This is a genomic window from Aquidulcibacter paucihalophilus, assembly GCA_030285985.1.
Lineage (GTDB): Bacteria > Pseudomonadota > Alphaproteobacteria > Caulobacterales > Caulobacteraceae > Brevundimonas.
Map to the genome: position 1 here is coordinate 499,610 of CP127384.1, position 20,688 is coordinate 520,297.

Below are 20,688 nucleotides of genomic sequence, written 5' to 3' on the forward strand. Positions count from 1 at the left end.
CGCCACGCTCACGAAAGACGACCCATGGCCGACGGCGCCTCCGCTTCGCAAAAGTCCTTCCGCTGGGACGATCCGCTGGACCTGTCAGGCCGGCTGACCGACGACGAGCGGATGATCCAGGACGCGGCTCGGTCCTACGCCCGCGAGAAGCTGCTGCCCCGGGTGGTCGAGGCCTTCCGCGACGAGACCTTCGATCGCGCCATCATGACCGAACTGGGCGAGATGGGCTTCCTCGGTGCCATGCTGCCGGAACAGTACGGCGGCTCCTCGGTCAGCCACGTCGCCTACGGCCTGATCGCGCGCGAGATCGAGGCGGTCGACAGTGGCTATCGCTCGGCCATGTCGGTCCAGTCGTCCCTGGCCATGTACCCGATCTACGCCTTCGGCTCGGAAGAGCAGAAGATGCGCTTCCTGCCGCGCATGGCGGCCGGCGAACTGGTCGGCTGTTTCGGCCTGACCGAGGCCGACGGCGGCTCCGACCCGGCCTCGATGAAGACCAGGGCCGTCGCCGTGGACGGCGGCTACAGGCTGAACGGTGCCAAATACTGGATCACCAACTCGCCGATCAGCGACCTCGCCGTCGTCTGGGCCAAGCTGGATGACGTCATCCGCGGCTTCATCGTCGAACGCGGCATGGACGGCTTCACCACCGACAAGATCGGCGACAAGCTTTCGCTGCGGGCCTCCATCACCGGCGACATCGGCCTGAACGACGTCTTCGTGCCGGAAGAGAACCTGCTGCCCGGCGTGAAAGGCCTTCGCGGTCCCTTCTCCTGCCTGAACAAGGCCCGCTACGGCATCGCCTGGGGTGCCATGGGCGCGGCCGAGGCCTGTTTCCACCTGACCCGCGACTATGTCGGCGAGCGGATGCTGTTCGGCCGCCCCCTGTCCTCGCGCCAGCTGGTGCAGAAGAAGCTGGCCGACATGCAGACCGAGATCTTCCTCGGCTTCGAGGGCGCCCTGGCGCTCGGCCGACTGCTCGACCAGGGGGCCTGGGTCCCCGAGGCCATCTCGATGATGAAGCGCAACAACTGCGGCAAGGCGCTGGATATCGCCCGCGTCGCCCGCGACATGCACGGCGGCGCCGGCATCACCGGCGAGATGCACGTCATGCGCCACGCCATGAACCTCGAGACGGTCAACACCTACGAGGGCGCCCACGACGTCCACGCCCTGATCCTCGGCCGCGCGATCACGGGGCAGAGCGCCTTCTAGGGGCGGGGCGCTTCCGTCGGCGCATCCTCACGCGTCCCGGTATTGACCTCGGGCACATAGAGGCCGGTGACCAGCCGCGTCAGGAAGCCGCCCGGCTGGTTCCGCGGCCCGAAGCGGCCGCAGGGGTCCGGCTCCGCGATCGGCCGGACGGGTCGATCCGCGGGCGCGAAGGCGTCGCCCAAGGCGTCGGCGAAGGGCTCGGCCATCTGCAGGGCGTCGCCGACCCGCGAGAGCGACGGCGAATCGGTCCCGAGCACATTGGCGTTGCGGGCCCAGGCAAGGGCGGCGGCCTGGCCGCCCCGGGCGTCCAGCAGTTCCGCCTCGGCCGCCAGCCCTCCGGTCGTGCCGGGTACCCGGACCGTGCCCGGACCGGGGATGAAGGCGTTGGCGACGGCCGCCACGGCCGACCCTTCGGGCCCCGTCGGGTCGATCCGCACCACGGCGGTCCGGACGCGCGAGGCACCGTCGGGGGCAGCGGCGAGGGTGAACCGCTCGCTGATCTCATAGCAAACCTGCCGGTCGACCTCGCGCAGCACCATGGCGCGATCCTCATCGGTGAGGCTCTCGCCGACCGGGCCGATCAGGACCGTCGGCTCCAGCCAGACCTGCTCGATGCCGGAGGCCCGCGTCTCGTCCCGGTGCTGCCGGATCGAGGCGCGCACGGTTCCTTCCTGGGCCTCAAGCCGATCGTAGGTGGACAGGAATCCGCTGTTCGCGGTCGGCGCGGTCTGACAGGCGGTGAGGCCACAAACGGCCAGAAGGCCGGCGGGAAGCAGGGATTTGAGGGTCATTGAGGCTCCTTGGCCTCAAACTACGCGCGGGAGGCCCATCCGGATGCATCGGGCGACTGCAATGCGCCCACCTCATGGCGTCAGGAACCGTCATCCCGCGCAAGAGGGCGCAGGCCGTAACCTGCCGGAACGCGGTCCGTTGAGCATTGTCATTCCGCTTCAACGCCGTATCGTCGGTGAAGGCGGGAGTGGCTCCATGGACGGGGAAGCGGCAGGCATCGACGGCGACGACCCCTTCGCCCAGCTGCGCGAAGTCTTCGCCGGCCGCCGTGCCCTGCTGCTGGAAGACGACCCGGCCCTGTCGGAACATGTCGCCGAACGTCTGCTGCGCGCCGGTTTCGAGGCCGTGGAGCGGGTCGACCGTGGCGAGGCGGCCATCGCCGCCGCCGCCGCCCCCTTTGACGTCCTCATTCTCGACCGCCTGACGGCCGGACTGGACGGGCTGGAGACGCTGAAGCGCATCCGGGCCGGCGGCGGCCCCTGTGCGGATGCCCCCGCCCTGATGCTGACGGCTCTGGGCGGCGAACGGCAGAAGGTCGAGGGCCTGCTGGGCGGTGCCGACGACTATCTGTCCAAGCCGGTCGGCGACGAGGAACTGCTGGCGCGCATCGCCGCCCAGTTGCGCCGCGCCGCCCGTCGCGCGGCCCCGGTCAGTGGCGACCTGGTCAACGGGCCGTTCCGGCTCTCCTTCGGCGCGCGAACCCTGAAATTCGATGGTGCCGGCGCTTCGCGCCTGATCGACCTGTCCCCGCTGGAGTTCGCGATCGTCTGTGAACTGATGACCGCCCGCGGCCAGCCGGTGACCAAGACCATGCTGTGGGACCGGTGCTGGGTCGAATGGCGCTTCCTGCCGGACAATTTCGTCAACATCATCGACGCCCGGATCAGCGCCCTGCGCCGCCGGCTCAAGGAACAGGCCTCCGAACTGGGCGATGACCTCCACCCCCTGATCGTCTCGGCCCGCAGCCAGAGCCTGATCTTCCGCGACCTGTCCGTCTGGACCGGCTGACGCGGCCGTGAACTTCCGCTTTCTTCGCCTTCGCGCCTGGCTGGGACGGCGAACCTCGACCCAGCTGGCGGCCGGTATTGCCGTCATGGCCGCCGTCGCCCTGATCGGCTCCCTGATCGCCACCAGCACGGCGGTCCGCATGGATCAGCGCGAGAAGGCGGCCCTCGCTGCGCTGAACGACTACAGTTCCATGGCCAGCAAGCTGGGGGGGGAATCCAGCCTCACCGCCGCCAACATCACCGAGGCGGACGCCGCCTATCTCTCCGGCTGGCTGAGCGCCTTCCAGGCCGGACCGACGCGCGAAGCCGGCAGTCTGGCGGAAACCTGCCGCACCGGTCAGGGCGGGGCCGGCGTCCGGTTCATCCGCGCGCCGGTCGGAAAGCCCGCGGGCCTCGCCGCGCTGGAAACCGTCCGAGGCGAGCGCGCGCCGCGGCTGGGGGACGGGGTCTATGTCGTACAGCTTGAGCGGGGCATGCTGTGCCCGTCCCGGGCGGTAGAGGTGGTTGTGGTCCGCCAGTCGGTGGGCGCGCTCGATATCGCAGTCGGGCGCGTGGTCGACCGGTCCGGCCAGGCCTGGGGCTGGGCCGTCGCCGCCGTGGCGGCCGCGGGCGTGCTGTTGCTGGCGTTTGGCCTGACGGCCGCGACCTTCGCCCGCCGCCGCCTGACCAGCGCCGTGGCCGATGTCAGCCGGGCGCTGGACCTCGCCTCCGTCGGAGACTTCTCGGTCCGGGCACCCGAGACCGCGGTGGCACCCGAACTGACCGAACTGACCGGCCAGGTGAACCTGACCCTCGACCGTCTGGAGGAGCTGCTCAGCTGGCTGCGGGATTCGGCCGACCAGCTGGCCCATGACTTCCGCACGCCCCTGGCCCGCGCCTCGGCCCGGCTGGACCGGTTGAAGGAGGCCTCGACCACGCCCGAGGCCCGTGCCCTCGCCGATGAGGCCCGGGCCGATCTGACCCGGCTGACCCGGGCGATGAACGAGGCCATGACCCTCCGCGACGGCGAGGCCTGGGTGTTCGAGACCGTCCGGCTGGACCGGTTGGCAGCCTCGGCGGCAGAGCTCTACCAGCCGCTGGCCGAGGAACGCGACGTGGTGATCCGGGTCGAGGCCTCGCCCGTCTCCGTCCTCGGGGTGCGGTCCCTGTTGCAGCGGGCCGTGACCAATCTGGTGGACAATGCGGTCAAATTCTCGCCGGAGGGCGGAGTGGTGACGCTGTCCGTGCGGCGGGACGACGGCAAGCCCGCGCTTTCGGTCGCCGATCAGGGGCCGGGGCTGGACCCCGAGCTGCTCGACGACCCGGCCCGCGCGGTCTCCCGGGCCGCCGACGAGGGACGGGAAAGCCACGGTATGGGGCTGGCCTTCGTGCGCGCCATCCTCAAACGGCACGGCGCGGCCATGACGATTGATGACGCCCGTCCGGGGGCTGTCGTCACGGCGCGTTTCTCGCGCTAAGGTCTGATCAACAACAGGGGATTGGCGATGCGTTCCATCATCCGTGCTGGCGGTCTGTCCGTGCTGGCGCTTGTCGCGGCGGTTCCCCTGCTGGCGACCACACCCGCGGCCGCGCAACAGTCGCCCGTGCCGTTCGACGCCCAGCGCGGCGTCTTCACCTTCGCCACCGGTCTGGAACGCGCCCTGCCGGCGGTGGTCCAGGTCACCACCCTGGGCCAGTCCGAGGGCCCCAGCTCCGGCGAGAATGAGCCGCGACCGATCTCCAGCGGCTCGGGGGCCATCATCGACGCCCGCGAAGGCATCATCGTCACCAACAATCACGTCGTCGAGGGCGGGCGGAAATTCACCGTCGACATGACCGACGGCCGCATCTTCGACGCCGTCCTGATCGGCACCGACAAGGCGACCGACCTGGCCGTGCTGAAGATCGAGGCGACCGGCCTGTCCCAGATCGAGGTGGTCAATTCCGACGCCCTGCGCACGGGCGATCTCGCCTTCGCGGTCGGCTATCCGCTGGGCCTCGACCAGACCCTGACCATGGGCGTGATCTCGGGCATGGGCCGCTCGGGCATGGGCGACCGGATCGAGGACTATATCCAGACCGACGCGGCGGTGAACTCGGGCAACTCCGGCGGCCCGCTGCTGGACAGCCGCGGCCGTCTGATCGGCATCAACACCTCCATCCTCTCGGGCGGCGGTGGCGGCAATGACGGTATCGCCTTCGCCGTGCCCAGCCGCATCCTGATGTATGTCGTCGCCCAGCTGCGCGAGACCGGGGAGGTCAAGCGCGGGACCACCGGCGCCATCTTCGGCTCCCTGAACGCCCAGCGGTCGCGTGATCTCGGCCTCGGCATCGTGCGCGGCGCTGTGATTGAAGATGTGGCACCCGGCTCCTCGGCCGAGGCCGCGGGTCTGAAGCGTGGCGACGTCATCACCCGCATCCAGAACCGCCCCGTCTCCAATGCCGGGACCGTCGCGGCCACCATCGGCATCGCCGCACGCGGGACGCGGCTTGAGGTCGTCTATCTGCGGGAAGGCCGTGAAGGGCGCACCACCCTGACGGTCGAGACTCCCTCGGAGAGCACCGCCATCACCGGCGCAGACGTCGTCATGGCGCGCGGCGCTTCGGTGCGGGTCGCATCGGATGGTCTGCAGGTGTTTGCGGTCGAGGGTGGATCCGCCGCGGCGGCCGCCGGTTTGCAGGCCGGCGACCTGATCGCCCAGGTCGACGGCGCTCCGGTGTCCGGTCTTGAGGGCCTGGCCGCGGCCATGGCCGCTGATAGCGCCCGGGTTCTGTCGGTCGTGCGGGGCGGAGAGCCGCTCGAGATCACCCTGCCCTGATCCGCGAGGCGTCTCGCGCGCCCTGCCCCGGACAGCAAAACGCCCGCTCTGCCGGAGGGGGGAGGGTGGCTGAGCGGGCGTCTCTGCTTGGAGGAAGCATCGACCCGCCGGAGCCCTTTGTGGAGTGATCCAGGAGGGGCTGGGGGGGCTGTTCAGGATCCGGAAACGCTCCGAACTCCAACGGGCCGATGCATCCGGTGTCGTCCCCCAAGGCGGCGGGCGATGGGCGGAAGCGAGGCGATTTCATGTTCGTGGCGAATTGTTCGCCGCGCGATGTTCCGGACACAGGGTTCGGTGACGCGATGGCTGTGAACCGGTGCCGGGCCACTGGCGTTTTCCGGATGGCGGCGTAACGTTCGCAGGATGAGCGACGCCGCTGACCTGCAGTCCGTTCCCGGTCCGGTCTTCTTCGACCGGCGCGAGCTCGACCTGATCCTGCGGGTCTATGGCCGGATGGTCGCGGCGGCCGAGTGGCGCGACTACGCCATGGTCGGCCACAAGGACGTTGCCGAGTTCGCCGTCTTCCGCCGCTCGGGTGACGCCCCGCTTTATCGCATCGAGAAGCGCCCGGCCCTCCGCCTCAAACAGGGGCAATGGGCGGTCATCGGCGAGGGCGGCGTGGTGCTGCGCCGCGGCCGCGAACTGGCCCAGGTCCTGCGCGTCTTCGACAGTCGCAAATTCACGATCGTGGAATAGAAAAAGGGCCCGGATTGCTCCGGGCCCTATCTCGTTTGGCCGACCGCCCTTCGGGCTGCCTGAGGCCGGGGAAACCCGCGCTCAAGCAGGCCGGGACCGCGTCCCGGCCGTTAGCGCAACCTACCTGCGTCCGCCGAACAGCATCAGCAGGAACTGGAACATATTGATAAAGTTGATGTACAGGCTCAGCGCGCCGTAGCTGGTGGCCACGCTCATGGCGGTCTGGTTCCCGCCGAGGGCGTAGTAGGTCATCTTCAGCCGCTGGGTGTCATAGGCGGTCAGGCCGGCGAAGATCAGAACGCCGGCGGCGCTGATGATCAACTGCATCATGCCGCTCTGCAGGAACATGTTGACCACCGAGGCGATGATCAGGCCGATCACGCCCATGATCAGGAAGCTGCCGAAGCCGCTCAGGTCCTTCTTGGTCGAATAGCCGAACAGGCTCAGCGCGCCGAAGGCGGCGGCCGTGATCAGGAAGGTCTGGACGACCGAGGTGCCGGTATAGAGCAGCACGACCGTGCCCATCGAGGCACCGATCAGGGCCACGATCAGCCAGTAGAGCGCACTGGCTCCGCCCGAGGTCGGGTTCTTCATGACGAAGTTCGAACCCAGCAGGATGACCAGCGGCGAGAAGGCCACGATCATGCCCGGCAGGGTGTAGCCGGTCAGGCGGGTCACGCCGTCCGGGAACACGGCCGTCGAGAACAACAGCTCGCGCACCGCAGGCACTGTGCCGGTGACATAGGCCAGGACCGCCGAGACCAGCAGGCCGAGGGCCACCTTGTTGTAGACGCCCAGCATGAAGCTGCGCAGGCCCGCGTCCACCGACATGTCGGCGGTGGCGGGCGCGGTCGTATAGCCGTTTCTGAAATCGCTCATGGCGAGATCGATCCTCCATTGGGCCGGTCAATCCCGGCCTTTGCGCAAATATCGGGCCGGTTCGACCCTTCCGCAAGGAAAACCGGACTTGGGCCGGGGGTTTCCAGCCGCTACCAAGGGTCGCATGATCCGGCTGTTCACCGCCCTGTCTGTCCCCGACGACGTCGCCGAGGCCCTCGCCCGACGCCAGACCGGCCTGCCCGGCGCGAACTGGCGCACCGCCGACCAGCTCCACATCACCCTGGCCTTCTATGGCGGCGTCGATGAGCGCCGCGCCGACGATCTGTCGGTCGAACTGGAGCGTGCGGCGACCGGCGGGCCGTTCGAGATCGTCCTGTCCGGCGTCGGTGCCTTCGGGGACGGCCATCGCACGCACGCCGTCTGGGCCGGCGTCGCGCCGAACGAACGGCTGTCCGTCCTGGCCGGGCGCTGCCGCAGCGCCGCCGAACGCGCCGCCATCTCCATCGAGCGCCGCGACTATCGTCCGCACCTGACCCTCGCCTATCTCAACGCCCAGGCGGATCCTGCCCGCATCGGCCACTGGATCGCGGACCACAACCTGCTGCAGTCGCCGCCGATCCGTGTCGAGCGGTTCGGCCTTTACTCCAGCGTCCTCAGCGAGGGCGGCAGCCGCTATGACCTTGAGAGGGAGTACGTCCTGTGACCGGACCCGTGCTGGAGACCGAACGCCTGACCCTGCGCCCCATCGCCATGGAAGACTTCCCGCGCTGGGCTGAAATGATGGGAGACCCCGAGGCGGCGAAATTCCTCGGCGGGGCCCAGCCGGCGGCGGTGGCCTGGCGCGGCTTCATGAGCATGGCCGGGGCCTGGAGCCTGACGGGCGTCTCCATGTTCTCGCTGGTCGAACGCGACACGGGCCTGTGGCTGGGCCGAATCGGTCCGTGGCGGCCCCACGGCTGGCCGGGCACCGAGGTCGGCTGGGGTCTGCACCCGGACGCCCAAGGCAAGGGCTACGGCGTCGAGGCGGCGACGGCGACGATCGACTACGCCTTCGATGTGCTCGGCTGGACCGACGTCATCCACTGCATCGACCCCGACAACACGCCGTCGCAGCGGCTGGCCGAACGAATCGGCTCGCACAATCTCGGCCCCACCCGTCTGCCGCCGCCGTTCCATGAACTGCCGATCGACCGCTGGGGCCAGAGCCGGGAAGAATGGCGGGCCCGGCCCCGATGACGGGATACTGCCGATGACATACTGACGCTTTGACCGATCCGCGCGTTCCGCTAGTCAGGATGCAGGAAACGACGAGGATGGGCGATGCGGGTACTGGTTCTGGGCGGCGATGGTTTCTGCGGTTGGCCGACGGCGCTGCATCTGTCGGCGCAGGGCTGGGATGTCTGCATCATCGACAACCTCAGCCGCCGCAACATCGACAATGAGCTCGAGGTCCAGTCCCTGACCCCGATCCGGACCATGGGCGAGCGCATCGCCGCCTGGAAGGACGTCAGCGGCAAGACCATCGAATTCGTCAACATGACCGTCGGCAAGGAGTTCGACCGGCTGGTCGCCCTGATCAACGACTGGAAGCCCGACAGCGTCGTCCATTTCGCGGAGCAGCGCGCTGCTCCCTATTCGATGAAGTCGGCGCGGCACAAGCTCTACACCGTCGACAACAACATCAACGCCACCAACCACCTGCTGGCCGCCATCGTCGAGAGCGGCCGCGATGTCCATCTGGCCCACCTCGGCACCATGGGTGTCTACGGCTACACCACCGCCGGGCTGCGCATCCCCGAGGGCTATCTGAAGGTCACGGTCGATACCGACTTCGGCCCGGCCGAACAGGAAATCCTGTTCCCGCCGAACCCCGGCTCGATCTATCACATGACCAAGACCCAGGACGCCCTGCTGTTCCAGTTCTACGCCCGGAACGACGGCCTGCGAATCACCGACCTGCACCAGGGCATCGTCTGGGGTGCCCAGACGGAGGAGACCCGCAAGGACGAGCGGCTGATCAACCGGTTCGACTATGACGGCGACTACGGCACCGTTCTGAACCGGTTCCTGATGCAGGCGGCGGTGGGCTATCCGCTGACCGTGCACGGCACCGGCGGCCAGACGCGGGCCTTCATCCACATCCAGGACACGGTGCGCTGCGTCGAACTGGCCCTGAACAACCCGCCCAAGGTCGGCGACCGGGTCAAGATCCTCAACCAGATGACGGAAAGCCGCCGCGTCCGCGATCTCGCCGCCATGATCGCCGACATGACGGGGGCCGAGGTGCACAATGTGCCCAACCCGCGTCAGGAGGCCGACGAGAACGAGCTGGTCGTCGCCAACGACCAGTTCCGCGAACTGGGCCTCAAACCGATCACCCTCGCCGAGGGGCTGATGCAGGACGTGACCGAAATCGCCCGCCGCTACGCCGACCGCGCCGACCTGTCGAAGGTGCCGTGCGTCTCGACCTGGAACGGCAAGCGGGCGGAGGCCGTGAAGGCCGCGCCGACGGTCGCCGCCCCGCCCACGGCCCCGGTGCAGGCGCTTACGGCCTGACACATGCCTGAAGCCTCAGCCCCTCCTTCGCTGCTGGTCTTCGGCGGCGGCTGGCTGGGCCGCACGGCGGGGCTCGAGGCCGTGCGTCGCGGCGGTCGCGCTGTCCTGACCAGCCGGGACCCGGATCGGCGTGCCTCGCTATCGGCGGAAGGGCTCGCAGCGATTGACCCGGCGGACGCGGCGGCGCTGGCCGAAGCCGTCGCGACTGCCTCCGCCGTCCTCGTTTGCGCCCCGCCTCTCCCGGACGGCTGTCCGGGCCTGAAGGCCCTGTCGCCGGCCCTGGCAGGCGCGGACGTCTGGCCCGACTGGATCGGCTATGTTTCCTCGACCGCCGTCTATGGTGACCGCGCCGGCGGCTGGGCGCTGGAGGACAGCGAACTGAACGCCGCCTCTCTCGAGGGCGCGCGCCGCGTGCGGGCCGAGCGCGACTGGCTGGATGCCGGCCAGGGCATGGGGCTGACGGTGCAGGTCTTCCGGCTGCCGGCCCTCTATGGCCCCGGACGCTCGCCCCTGGACCGGTTGCGCGATGGCACAGCGCGGATCGTGCGCAAGCCCGGTCAGGTCTTCAACCGGGTCCATGTCGACGACGTCGTCTCGGGCCTGTTCGCCTCTATGGCCCGTCCCCGGCCCGGCGCCGCCTACATCCTGTGCGACGACGAGCCGGCCCCCGCAGACGTGGTCATGGAAGGCGCCGCGCGCCGCCTCGGCCTGCCCCTGCCGCCCGAGATCGACCTCGACGACCCCTCGGTGTCCGACGCCATGCGGCGCTTCTACCTCGACTCCAAACGCCTCTCCAACGCGAAGGCCAAGGCCGAGTTGGGCTGGCGACCGAAATATCCGAGCTGGCGGGACGGGCTGGAAGCGATGGTCCGCGACGCGGCGTCATAGTCTTCCGCACCGTCCGCGCTCAAGCAGCGAGCGACCGCGTCGCTAGCGTTAGCGCCCCTTCTAGAAGGGCAGCAGGTTCCGCTGACGGCTGTAGGCCATGGTCCCGACGTTCGCGCCCAGTCGCAGGCCGACGCCGGTGCGGATCGGGGCCAGGATGATGCCGTCGGCGCGCTGGTAGTTCACGCCCAGGCCGCCGACCAGATAGGCCGTGCCTTCGACGCCGGGGTAGCGGCGGTAGATCATGTCGGGGTGGTAGAGGCCGTAGACCAGCGTGAAGACCCGGCTGGCGTTGCCGCCGACATCCCAACCGATCGAAATGCCCTGCCAGAACACTTCCTGCGAGGCCGACAGGTCCTTCATGTGCAGGGCACCGCGGCCGTAGCGGGCACCGACGGCCATGGCACCGGAAGCCTCTTCCCCGGCGATATAGGCGGTCGGGCGGTCGCCCTGTTCGGCGAAGATGCGTTCGATGGCGGCACCGATGGCCTCGGCGGCAATGCCCAGTTCGCGCGACCCGGCGGCGACCAGTTCATCGGCGGTATAGGCGGGCGCCTGGCCGTCCGATGCGATCGGATAGGCGGGATCGGTCTGCTGCTGGCCGGTGGTGGCGCAGGCGGACAGGCCCGCTGCGCCGGCGGTGGCGGCGAGGCCCGACAGGATCAGTTGGCGGCGATGCATGGCGACTCTCTCTGTACGGCGGGACAGGGGACCGTCTCCGCATTTTGCGTCAGCCTTGCGGCGGCAAGGTTAACGAGAGATTGCCGGACGGCCGTCGTGGCGGCCTAGTGCCGGTTTGTCTGCGCCGTCAGCCAGTCCATCAGGGCCAGCAGGACGCCGGAGACCACGAACGTCAGATGGATGATCACCAGCCACATCAGCTGCGGCTCATCCAGGGGCGCGCTGGTCTCGCCGATCTCCATGAACCGCTTCAGCAGATGAATGCCGGAGATCGCCACGATCGAGGCGATCAGCTTCATCTTGAGTCCCGAAAAATCCACGGTTCCCATCCACGGCGGCCGGTCGGTCGTGTCGTCGATATCCAGTTTGGACACGAAATTCTCGTAGCCGGAAAACAGGACGATCAGCAGCAGATTTCCGGCGAGGGACAGGTCGATCAGGGTCAGAACGACCAGGATCACCTGCTCGCTGGTCATGGTGAAGGCCTGGGGCGCGTAGTAGATCAGCTCGCGCGCGAAGACGATGACCAGCATGGCGAGGGACACGATCAGTCCCAGATACATGGGGGCCATCAACCAGCGTGAGGCGAACAGGCCTCGCTCGAACCGGGTCTCGATCTGTGGCTTCTGTCCCACGGTCAGCTCCTCAAGGTCGCGCCCAGCTTCTGCGCCGCCGCCACCACCTTCGCCGACAGCGCCTCGATCTCGGCCTCCGTCAGGGTCGCCTCGACGGGCTGGATCGACACTTCCAGCGCCACCGACTTCATGCCCTCGGGCACGCCCGCGCCGCGATAGACGTCGAACACCGACACGCCGGCGACCAGCGCCTTGTCGGCGCCGGCGACGGCGCGAACGAGGTCCCCCACGGCCTTGCCGTCCTCGACCACGAAGGCGAAGTCGCGGGTCAGGGGCATGAGGTTGGCCAGATTGGCGGCTCCCCGCGCCTTGGACTTCGCGCCGCGCGGCTCGGGCACAGCATCCAGCACGATCTCGAACGCCAGCATCGGCGCATCGGCGTCCAGCGCCTTGAGCACGCGCGGATGCAGGGCACCGAACTCGACCATGACGTTCTTGGGCCCGAGTTGCAGGCGGGCGGAGCGGCCCGGGTGCCACCAGTCGCGGTTCTGGCCCTGGGCCAGCTGCAGCGAGGCTACGGGCGCGCCCAGAGCCTCAAGCAGGGCCATCAGGTCGCCCTTGAGGCCGAACAGGGCGTCTTCCGGCGCGGTGCCCCAGTGGCGGGCGGCGCGCGGGGCGATCAGTCCGGCGATGACCGTGCGCTGGCCGGTCGGGCTGTCATCCAGATAGATGGGGCCGATCTCGAACAGGGCGGCGTCGGCATGGCCGCGCGCCGCGTTGCGCGCTGCCGCCTGGATCAGGTTGGGCAGGGCCGAGGGCCGCATGCAGTCCAGATCGGCCGCGATCGGGTTCTCGACCCGCAGGGCGTCATCGCCGCCGCCGAACAGGGCGGCCGTCGACTGTTTGGTGAAGGACCAGGTGACCGCCTCGGCATAGCCCATGGCCGCCAGCGCGCGTCGGGCCAGCCGGACCCGCGCCTGACGCGGGTTGAGCACACCCTTCGACGGCGCGCCGAGGTCGGGCAGGGGCGTGGACGGCAGGGCACCGTAGCCCTCGATCCGCGCGACTTCCTCGACCAGATCGGCCGGGCCCTCGACGTCGCGACGCCAGGACGGCGGCGTCACGGTCCAGGGGGCACCCCGGGCGACTTCGAACCCGAGCCGGGTCAGGATTTCGGCGATCCGGTCGTCGTCGAGCGACAGGCCGGTCAGGGAGGCCACGCGGACCGGGTCAAAGGCGAAGGCGGCCGGGTCGGCCGGCGCCTGGCCCGTCACCACGATCTCCGACGGCTCGCCGCCGCACAGGTCGAGGATCATCCGGGTGGCCAGCTCGAGGCCCGGCACGACGGACGCCGGATCGACGCCCCGCGCGAACCGGTACTGGGCGTCGGAGTTCAGCGACAGGGTCCGGCCCGTCTGGGCCGTGACCAGCGGATCGAACCAGGCGCATTCGACGAAAACGTCGACGGTCTCGTCCGAACAGCCGGTGGACTCGCCGCCCATGACGCCGCCGAGGCCGATAGGGCGCTCGCCGCCCGCGTCGGCGATCATGCACATGGCCGGATCGGCGGTGTAGGTCTTGCCGTCGAGGGCAATCAGATGCTCGTGCTCGCCGGTGGGTGCGGCCACTTGTCCGCCGCGCACCACGATCTCGCTCCCGACCAGCCGGGCCGCGTCATAGACGTGCAGGGGTCGGCAGCGGTCGTAGGCGACCAGATTGGTCACATCGACAAGCCGGTTGATCGAACGCAGGCCGATGGCCGTCAGCCGCCGCTGCAGCCACTCGGGCGAGGGGCCGTTCTTCACGCCCCGGATCAGCCGACCGGCGAACACCGGACACATCTCCGGCGCATCGATGCGCACCGAGATCGGCGAGGGGAAGGTCCCCGGGACCGGCAGGATCGACGGCGTCTTCAGCGGGCCGAGGCCCGCCGCCGCCAGATCACGCGCAATGCCTGCGACGCCGAGCCAATCGGGCCGGTTCGGGGTGACTTCGAAATCGATGACCGGCTCGGCGCCGAAGACCCCTGCGGCCGGAGTCCCGACGGCGAGGTCGTCAGCCAGTTCGAGGATGCCGTCACTGTCGCCTGCCAGCTCCAGCTCCGAGGCGGAGCACAGCATGCCGTTGGACACGACGCCCCGCACCGGCTTCTCGACCAGGGTCACGCCGAGGCCGGGCACATAGGCGCCGATCGGCGCATAGATGGTGGTCAGGCCCGCACGCGCATTGGGCGCCCCGCAGACGATCTCTTTCATGCCGTCGACGGTGTCGACCTGACAGACCCTAAGCCGGTCGGCGTTGGGATGCTGTTCGGCCGAGACGATACGCGCCACGGTGAAGGGCGCGAGCGCCGCGATCGGATCATGGACGTCCTCGACCTCCAGACCGGCCATGGTCATGGCGTCGGCCACGGCCGCGACGTCGGCGGCCGTGTCGAGATGCTCCTTCAGCCAGGAGAGAGTGAATTTCACGCCGCGCCGCCCCCGGCCTTCTCCATGGCGCTGTTGCCGGCGGTGATGCCCGACTCCAGCTCGGCCAGCAGATCGTCACTGCCGGTGAAGGCCACCTGGGCGAAGCGGCAACGCACGAAGCGGCAGTCAGCCATGCCGATGGCGCCGACGATCTTGTCGCCCAGCGGCTTGAGCAGCAGGTTCCGCGGATTGGCCGCCGCGCCCATGTTGCAGCCGTCGAACGTCGTGCCGTTCATCACCGCCATCACGGCCGGGCCCTCGATGACGCAGTCGGTGAAGGTCTTGCCGGTGATCGCCATCTCGCCGGCGTTCCAGTGGTTCACCGCCAGGACGGGAAGCCAGACGGCCTCCTTTTCGAAGCTGGTGCGCGCGACCATGGCGCGGCCGGCGGCCTCGGCGGGGGACATTTTCGCGGTTTCGTCGGTCATGCTCGCAAGTCTTTCAAGGTTCAGTTCTGGCTGTCGTCGACGGTCGTGACCTGCTCGATCAGCATGTTGAGCAGTTCGTCGTTCCCCGTGATCCCGAGCGTGAGGAACCGGCAGTTGGTGAAGGTGCAGTTGCGCACCGGAATGGCACCGATGCCCATATCGCCCATCGGGCGGAACAGCATGTTGCGCATGTCCCCGCCTGTCGGGCCGAAATTGGTCCGGTCGAAACTGACATTCTCGAGCACCAGCATCAGGGCCGGACCCTCGATGGTGCAGTCAACAAAGGTGCGCCCCTCGATCACCGCTCCGCCGCCCGCCTGCATACTGGCGCGGTAGAGGTCGACAAGGCCGAAGCGTCCCCCGCGGAGCTCGGTCGAGCGGGGATCCATGGGGCGGGAAGCGACGTCCGGAGACATGGGCTGGTCGGTCATCAGGACAGTCCGCTGGCGGGATTGGGGGCGGCGAAGGCCGAGAAACCGTAGTGGGCCAGCCACCGGGTGTCGGCGTCAAACATCGGACGCAGGTCGGGGATGCCGTATTTCAGCATGGCCAGGCGATCCACGCCCATGCCGAAGGCGAAGCCCTGGTATTCGTCCGGATCGATACCGCAGTTGCGCAGCACATTGGGGTGGACCATCCCGCAGCCGAGGATCTCCATCCAGCTGTCGCCCTGGTTGAGCTTTAGCTCCCCGCCCGAGCGGTCGCAGCGGATGTCCATCTCGGCCGAGGGCTCGGTGAAGGGGAAATGGTGCGGGCGGAAGCGCGCATCGACGCCGTCGACCTCGAAGAAGCGGGCGACGAAGGTCTCCAGCGTCCACTTCAGATGGCCCATGTGGATGTCGCGGTCGATGACCAGCCCCTCGACCTGATGGAACATCGGCGTGTGGGTGGCGTCCGAGTCCTTCCGGAAGGTCCGGCCCGGGGCGATGATCCGGATCGGCGGCGTCTGCGTCATCATGGTCCGCACCTGCACCGGGCTGGTGTGGGTCCGCAGGACCTTGCGCTCGCCCGTCTCCGGGTCGGGACGCAGGAAGAAGGTGTCGTGCATCTCCCGCGCCGGGTGTTTGGGCGGGAAGTTCAGGGCGGTGAAATTATGGAAATCGTCCTCGATGTCCGGGCCTTCGGCGACGGCGAAGCCCATGTCGGCGAAGACGGCGATCATCTCGTCCATCACCTGCATGGTCGGATGCACCGAACCGGCGCGGCGCGGGCGCGAGGGCAGGGTCAGGTCGACGTGCTCGGCCTGAAGCCGGGCGTCCATCTCGGCGGCTTCCAGGTCTGCCTTGCGGACTGCCAGCGCCGCCGACACCCGGTCGCGCAGGCCGTTGATCATCGGCCCCTGTTCGCGGCGCTCATCCGGCGACAGGGCCCCCATGCCCTTGAGCAGGCCGGAGATCGAGCCGGACTTGCCGAGGGCGGCGACACGCAGATCCTCGACCGCCGAAGCGGTCTCTGCGCCCCCGATGGCGTTGATCAGGTCGAGTTCGAGTTGGGCGAGGTCAGTCATTGCGTCTGTCGTCTAGCGGGTAGGGCGCAAAGCAAAAAGCCCCCCGGCGCGGGCCGGAGGGCTTTTGCGTCTTCCGTTGCCGGAAAATCAGGCCTTCAGGGCGTCGCGGACCTTGTCGGCCACGGCCTTGAAGGCGACTTCGTCAGCGGCCATCGCGGCCAGGACCTTGCGGTCCAGCTCGATGCCGGCTTCGCCGAGGCCGTGCATGAATTGCGAATAGGTGAAGCCTTCCAGACGCGCGGCGGCGTTGATGCGCTGGATCCACAGGGCGCGGAACGAGCGCTTCTTGTTGCGACGGTCGCGGTAGGCATATTGCCCGGCGCGATCGACCGCGGCCTTGGCGGTGCGGATGGTGTTCTTGCGGCGGCCGTAGAAACCCTTGGCCTGCTTCAGAACCTTCTTGTGTTTGGCGTGGGAAACTACGCCCCGTTTGACGCGAGCCATGTCGCTATCCTTTCAAATTCAGTGTGGAGATCAGGTCTGCGCGCGCCGATCAGGCGTACGGCATGTAGGACTTGATCTTCTTGGCGTCGGCGTCGGCCATGACCGAGGTGCCGCGGTTCTGGCGGATGTATTTGCTGTTGTGGCTGATCAAGCGGTGCCGCTTGCCTGCCACGCCGGCTTTGACCTTGCCAGTCGCCGTGAATTTGAAGCGCTTCTTGGCGCCAGACTTTGTCTTCAGTTTGGGCATTTTCACTCTCTTTTTGAGTGGGTTGCCGGTTCTTCAGGCCTTTGGAGCCGTCCGATTGGAAACCCTGATGAGAACCGCCCAGGCATGCCTTTTAGCCCGGCGGTTCGGTACGCGAAGGCGCGGCTTCTAGGCCAGCCAGCGCGGGAAAGCAAGGCCGCGAAGGTCGGGCGTCAGTCCGGCGGGTTGTGCGCCTCGATGAAGCGAAGACTTTCGGTCAGCATCCGCAGACGCGTGTCGGCGCGGGAAAGCCAGTGATCCTCGCCCTCGAGTTCGATCATCTCGTAGGGCTTGCCGGCCGCCCGGAGGGCGGAGGCCATGATGCGGCTCTGTTCCATGGGCACAACGGTGTCGTCCCGGCCGTGCAGCAGCATGATCGGCATCCCGGCCTCCTCCGCCAGTCTGGCCGGGGACAGCGCTTCGAGCGATGGATCGTTCGCGCGCTCCACGCCCATGAACCGGTTCCAGTAGCGAACCACCTGGTTGTCACGGCGGGGCCCCTGCTGGGCTTCCCATTCCAGCATGCGGCGCAGGTCCGACACGCCCGCCACCGAAACAGCGCAACGGTAGGCGGACGGGTCGATGGTCGCGCCCGCCAGCGCGGCATACCCGCCATAGGACGCACCCACGATGCAGACCCGGGCCGGGTCGGCGATGCCCTGGCTGGCCAGCCAGCGGACGCCGTCCGACAGGTCGGTCTGCATCTTGCGGCCCCATTCGCCGTAGCCGGCCTCCAGGAAGGCCTCGCCATAGCCTGAGGAGCCACGGAAATTGGGCTGGAGCACCGCATAGCCGCGCGAAGCGATCGCCTGGGCCCACCAGTCGAAGCCCATCACGTCCCGCGACGCCGGTCCGCCGTGCGCCAGCACAATCAGGGGCAGGTTTTTCGGATCCGTCACGCCGGGCGGCAAGGTCAGATAGCCGTTGATCTCCAGCCCGTCCCCGGCCGCGTACTGGATCGCACGCACCGTTCCGACGCGGTCGGCGGTCAGGGCCGGGTAGGTCTCGCCGACGATCCGCGACGCCCGGGTATCGAGGTCGACCAGGTGGTAGCCGCCGGAATCGCCTGACCCGCCGCTCATGACCACCAGGGTGCGAAGGTCGTCGCTCCACGAGACAATCTCCGGCGCCCGGCCCGCGAATGCGCGGGCAATTGTGGACCAGATGCGTCCGGCGGCCGGGTCGATGAAGGCGTATTCGGTCCCCTCATCCCCGACCCGCCCGCTGCCGATCAGCAGTCGCGAGCGGGGATGATGGATCAGGAAGCTGGGATGGGCCTCGAAATCCAGGCGCGTCCAGGTCCCGGTCACCACATCGACCTCGAAAAGGTCGTCGAGGGCCTCCTCGGGCGTATCGGCGTCCGGCCCCTCGCCCGTCGCCTCGCCGGTCAGGTCAGGGCGCCGCGCATTGACCAGCACCGTGCCGTCCGTCCGGCCGAGGCCGAGGAGCGCGGGCGAGTCCAGGGGGGCATGGGTCGTCCATCCCAGACGCAACCGCTCACCAGCGGCGGCGATGTACAGGGTCCACTGTTTGCGCCGTTCGTCGTATTCGGACCGGGCGATCAGGACGCCGTCAGAACTGAGCACATCGGTCTCGACGTCGAAGTCGGACCGGACCAGCATGCGGGCATTGCCGGTCGCCGGATTGATTCCGAACAGGCTGACTTCGCCGGCGGTGAAGTTGAAGCCCGCCACGAACAGGCGGGGACCGTCCGGCGTCTGCCGGACCATCGGCGGACCCACCATGATCGGCCACATACCGGTCTGGTCGCTGAAGACCTGTCGCATCCGGCGCCCGCTCAGGTCGTGCATCTGCCCCATGAAAAATTCGGTCTTGGAGACGCCGAACAGCGGAATCGACTGGGTCGTCGAGGTGGTCGAGAGCACGGCGTCCTCACCCACCCACTCGACGTCGCGAACCTTCGCGTCTCCGACCCGGGCTCCGGTCAGGAGCTGGCCGTCAGCGACCTGCGTCACCACCAGAGCGCGCTGGTCTCCGGCGACCGTGACATAGGCGAGGCGATCTCCGGACGGCGAGACCTGGACGAACTCGATCGCCGGCAGGGCCCCATAGGCCTCCAGCGGCGCGGCCTCCTGCGCCTGCGCGCCCGAAGACACCAGGCCGAGCGCCAGCGCAATCCGTGCCGAAGCACGGGCCCTTTTGAAACTCACTTGCACTGAAACTCCCCCGGCGCACACGAGCGCCCGGACATTGCTAGCCCTGAACCTGCGCTGGCGGCAAGGGACCCGGCGAAGTTGCGGCGGCCTGACGCTTCCGGAAGGCCTTTCCGGCATTGATCGCCATCACCGCCGCCGGAATGGTCAGGGCCGCGCCGATCAGGAACGGCCAGTCGTGGCCGATCTGCGAGAAGATGGCGCCGGCGATGATCGGCCCGAAGATCCGCGCGATCGAGCTGGAAGCCATGTTCAGCCCAAGCATGGCCCCCTGACGGTCCGGATCGACCGAGCGCGAGATCAGGGCCGAGATATTGGGCATGGTCATCGCCATGCCTGAGGCCCCTACCGCCATGATCGCCGGCACCAGCCAGTCGGCATCGGGCAACAGGCGGCTGGCGAAGACCTGGGCAATCAGGCTGGTGCCGAAGGTCAGGCAGCCGACCGCAAGCACGCGGGACTCACCGAACCGGCGTGCCAGCCGGCCGGCCAGAAAGCCCTGGCAGATCACCGAGACGATCCCGACGACCATGAAACACAGGCCGACCTCGCGCGCGGTCCAGCTGTAGCGGGCCTCGGTCCAGAAGCCGAAGGTCGATTCCCACCCCGAGAAGCCGGCCATATAGATCAGGGTGACCAGCAGGACCCGTGACACCACCGGATTGGCAACGGCGTCCCGGACACCGCCGAGGAAGGGCGGGCGCGGCGCGGCGGCATCGGCCTTGACCCGGCTTTCCTTGAGCAGGAAGGCCACGCCGAGGGCGGCGAGCAGGCACATGCCGGAGGCGGTGAAGATCGGCAGCTGGTAGCCCAGCGGCCCCAGGTCCGGCCGGGTCAGCAGACCGCCGATCGCCGGGCCGAAGATGAAGCCCAGACCGAAGGCGGCGCCGATCAGTCCCATCCGGCCCGCGCGCAGCTCGGGCGGGGTCACGTCGGCGACATAGCCCTGGGCGGTCGAGACATTGCCGGCGCCGAGGCCGGTGAACAGCCTCACCCCGATGGCCAGCCAGATGTTGGGCACGAAGGCGAGGGCCAGATAGCCGGCCGCGTTGGCGAGGATGGTGATCATCAGCACCGGCTTGCGCCCGATGCGATCCGACAGCCGCCCCCAGAACGGCTCGGCCACGAACTGGCCCAGCGAATAGGCCGAGAACATCAGCGCCACCTGCCACGGCGGCGCGTCCAGCGTCTGGCCGTAGAAGGGCAGCAACGGAATGACGATGCCGAACCCGACCAGGTTGATGAACACTACCCCGAACAGGACGAACAGCGCCGAGCGCGACGGAGGCTGGGGCAGGGCGGCTGACGTCACGGGGCGTTACTCGGGCGGGGGGCGATCCCTGTGTGAGTCAGATCGCGCGGCCGCGCAAGGTGA

21 protein-coding genes are annotated in these 20,688 nt (G+C 68.6%); 9 read left to right on the forward strand and 12 right to left on the reverse strand.

Annotated features, from left to right (window positions below; genetic code table 11):
- Positions 1-24 precede the first annotated feature (24 nt).
- Positions 25-1,215 carry an acyl-CoA dehydrogenase gene (locus KB221_02555; protein WIY69912.1) on the forward strand — a complete coding sequence of 397 codons (1,191 nt, stop codon included), beginning with the start codon at positions 25-27 and terminating at the stop codon, positions 1,213-1,215.
- Here the strand turns inward: KB221_02555 and KB221_02560 are convergent.
- Complete coding sequence (locus KB221_02560; GenBank protein ID WIY69913.1) at positions 1,212-2,006, reverse strand: DUF3313 family protein; 795 nt, start codon at positions 2,004-2,006, stop codon at positions 1,212-1,214. The two genes, KB221_02555 and KB221_02560, sit on opposite strands and share 4 nt — an antisense overlap.
- 139 nt (positions 2,007-2,145) lie before the next feature.
- Between KB221_02560 and KB221_02565 the strand changes: the two genes are divergently transcribed.
- The 4 genes from KB221_02565 to KB221_02580 all read left to right on the forward strand — a co-directional run bounded on the left by KB221_02565 (position 2,146) and on the right by KB221_02580 (position 6,508).
- Entirely contained in the window at positions 2,146-3,015 is an 870-nt protein-coding gene (locus KB221_02565) for a response regulator transcription factor (GenBank protein WIY69914.1), read from the forward strand.
- Between the two features lie 7 nt (positions 3,016-3,022).
- Positions 3,023-4,471, forward strand: a complete 1,449-nt coding sequence (locus KB221_02570) for an ATP-binding protein (protein ID WIY69915.1) — start codon at positions 3,023-3,025, stop codon at positions 4,469-4,471.
- Between the two features lie 27 nt (positions 4,472-4,498).
- Positions 4,499-5,812 (forward strand): trypsin-like peptidase domain-containing protein, encoded by a 1,314-nt coding sequence (locus tag KB221_02575; GenBank protein ID WIY69916.1) that lies wholly within the window; start codon positions 4,499-4,501, stop codon positions 5,810-5,812.
- 363 nt (positions 5,813-6,175) lie between these two features.
- Positions 6,176-6,508, forward strand: coding sequence for a DUF2794 domain-containing protein (locus KB221_02580; GenBank protein ID WIY69917.1), 333 nt, complete (start codon positions 6,176-6,178; stop codon positions 6,506-6,508).
- A 120-nt stretch (positions 6,509-6,628) separates the two neighbouring features.
- Here the strand turns inward: KB221_02580 and KB221_02585 are convergent, their stop codons facing one another.
- Positions 6,629-7,387: a Bax inhibitor-1/YccA family protein gene (locus KB221_02585; protein WIY69918.1), complete on the reverse strand. Its 759-nt coding sequence runs from the start codon at positions 7,385-7,387 to the stop codon at positions 6,629-6,631.
- Positions 7,388-7,511: 124 nt separating this feature from the next.
- Here KB221_02585 and thpR point away from each other — a divergent pair, with 124 nt between their 5' ends.
- From thpR to KB221_02605, 4 genes are all read left to right on the forward strand, one after another.
- Positions 7,512-8,051 carry an RNA 2',3'-cyclic phosphodiesterase gene (gene thpR, locus KB221_02590; protein WIY69919.1) on the forward strand — a complete coding sequence of 180 codons (540 nt, stop codon included), beginning with the start codon at positions 7,512-7,514 and terminating at the stop codon, positions 8,049-8,051.
- Positions 8,052-8,098: 47 nt separating this feature from the next.
- On the forward strand, positions 8,099-8,584 hold the full coding sequence (locus KB221_02595; GenBank protein ID WIY70854.1) for a GNAT family N-acetyltransferase: 486 nt from the start codon (positions 8,099-8,101) through the stop codon (positions 8,582-8,584).
- Positions 8,585-8,668: 84 nt separating this feature from the next.
- The gene (locus KB221_02600; GenBank protein ID WIY69920.1) at positions 8,669-9,904 is read left to right on the forward strand and encodes an NAD-dependent epimerase/dehydratase family protein; all 1,236 of its coding nucleotides are present in this window, start codon (positions 8,669-8,671) and stop codon (positions 9,902-9,904) included.
- 3 nt (positions 9,905-9,907) lie between these two features.
- Entirely contained in the window at positions 9,908-10,792 is an 885-nt protein-coding gene (locus KB221_02605; GenBank protein ID WIY69921.1) for an SDR family NAD(P)-dependent oxidoreductase, read from the forward strand.
- Positions 10,793-10,852: 60 nt separating this feature from the next.
- On the opposite strand, the gene KB221_02610 is transcribed toward KB221_02605, so the two are convergent.
- The 10 genes from KB221_02610 to KB221_02655 all read right to left on the reverse strand — a co-directional run bounded on the left by KB221_02610 (position 10,853) and on the right by KB221_02655 (position 20,625).
- The gene (locus KB221_02610) at positions 10,853-11,470 is read right to left on the reverse strand and encodes an EipA family protein (protein WIY69922.1); all 618 of its coding nucleotides are present in this window, start codon (positions 11,468-11,470) and stop codon (positions 10,853-10,855) included.
- A 104-nt stretch (positions 11,471-11,574) separates the two neighbouring features.
- Positions 11,575-12,105, reverse strand: a complete 531-nt coding sequence (locus KB221_02615) for a TIGR00645 family protein (GenBank protein ID WIY69923.1) — start codon at positions 12,103-12,105, stop codon at positions 11,575-11,577.
- 2 nt (positions 12,106-12,107) lie between these two features.
- Positions 12,108-14,516 carry a phenylalanine--tRNA ligase subunit beta gene (gene pheT / locus KB221_02620; GenBank protein ID WIY69924.1) on the reverse strand — a complete coding sequence of 803 codons (2,409 nt, stop codon included), beginning with the start codon at positions 14,514-14,516 and terminating at the stop codon, positions 12,108-12,110.
- On the reverse strand, positions 14,513-14,944 hold the full coding sequence (locus KB221_02625) for a hypothetical protein (protein WIY69925.1): 432 nt from the start codon (positions 14,942-14,944) through the stop codon (positions 14,513-14,515). The genes pheT and KB221_02625 overlap by 4 nt, the downstream gene beginning before the upstream one ends.
- Positions 14,945-14,964: 20 nt before the next feature.
- Positions 14,965-15,375, reverse strand: coding sequence for a hypothetical protein (locus KB221_02630; protein ID WIY69926.1), 411 nt, complete (start codon positions 15,373-15,375; stop codon positions 14,965-14,967).
- On the reverse strand, positions 15,375-16,451 hold the full coding sequence (pheS, locus tag KB221_02635) for a phenylalanine--tRNA ligase subunit alpha (protein WIY69927.1): 1,077 nt from the start codon (positions 16,449-16,451) through the stop codon (positions 15,375-15,377). Before pheS ends, KB221_02630 begins: the two co-directional genes overlap by 1 nt.
- 87 nt (positions 16,452-16,538) lie before the next feature.
- Positions 16,539-16,895, reverse strand: coding sequence for a 50S ribosomal protein L20 (gene rplT / locus KB221_02640; GenBank protein ID WIY69928.1), 357 nt, complete (start codon positions 16,893-16,895; stop codon positions 16,539-16,541).
- 49 nt (positions 16,896-16,944) lie between these two features.
- Entirely contained in the window at positions 16,945-17,142 is a 198-nt protein-coding gene (gene rpmI, locus KB221_02645) for a 50S ribosomal protein L35 (GenBank protein WIY69929.1), read from the reverse strand.
- A 170-nt stretch (positions 17,143-17,312) separates the two neighbouring features.
- The gene (locus tag KB221_02650; GenBank protein ID WIY69930.1) at positions 17,313-19,310 is read right to left on the reverse strand and encodes a S9 family peptidase; all 1,998 of its coding nucleotides are present in this window, start codon (positions 19,308-19,310) and stop codon (positions 17,313-17,315) included.
- Positions 19,311-19,353: 43 nt separating this feature from the next.
- Entirely contained in the window at positions 19,354-20,625 is a 1,272-nt protein-coding gene (locus KB221_02655; protein WIY69931.1) for an MFS transporter, read from the reverse strand.
- Positions 20,626-20,688 lie beyond the last annotated feature (63 nt).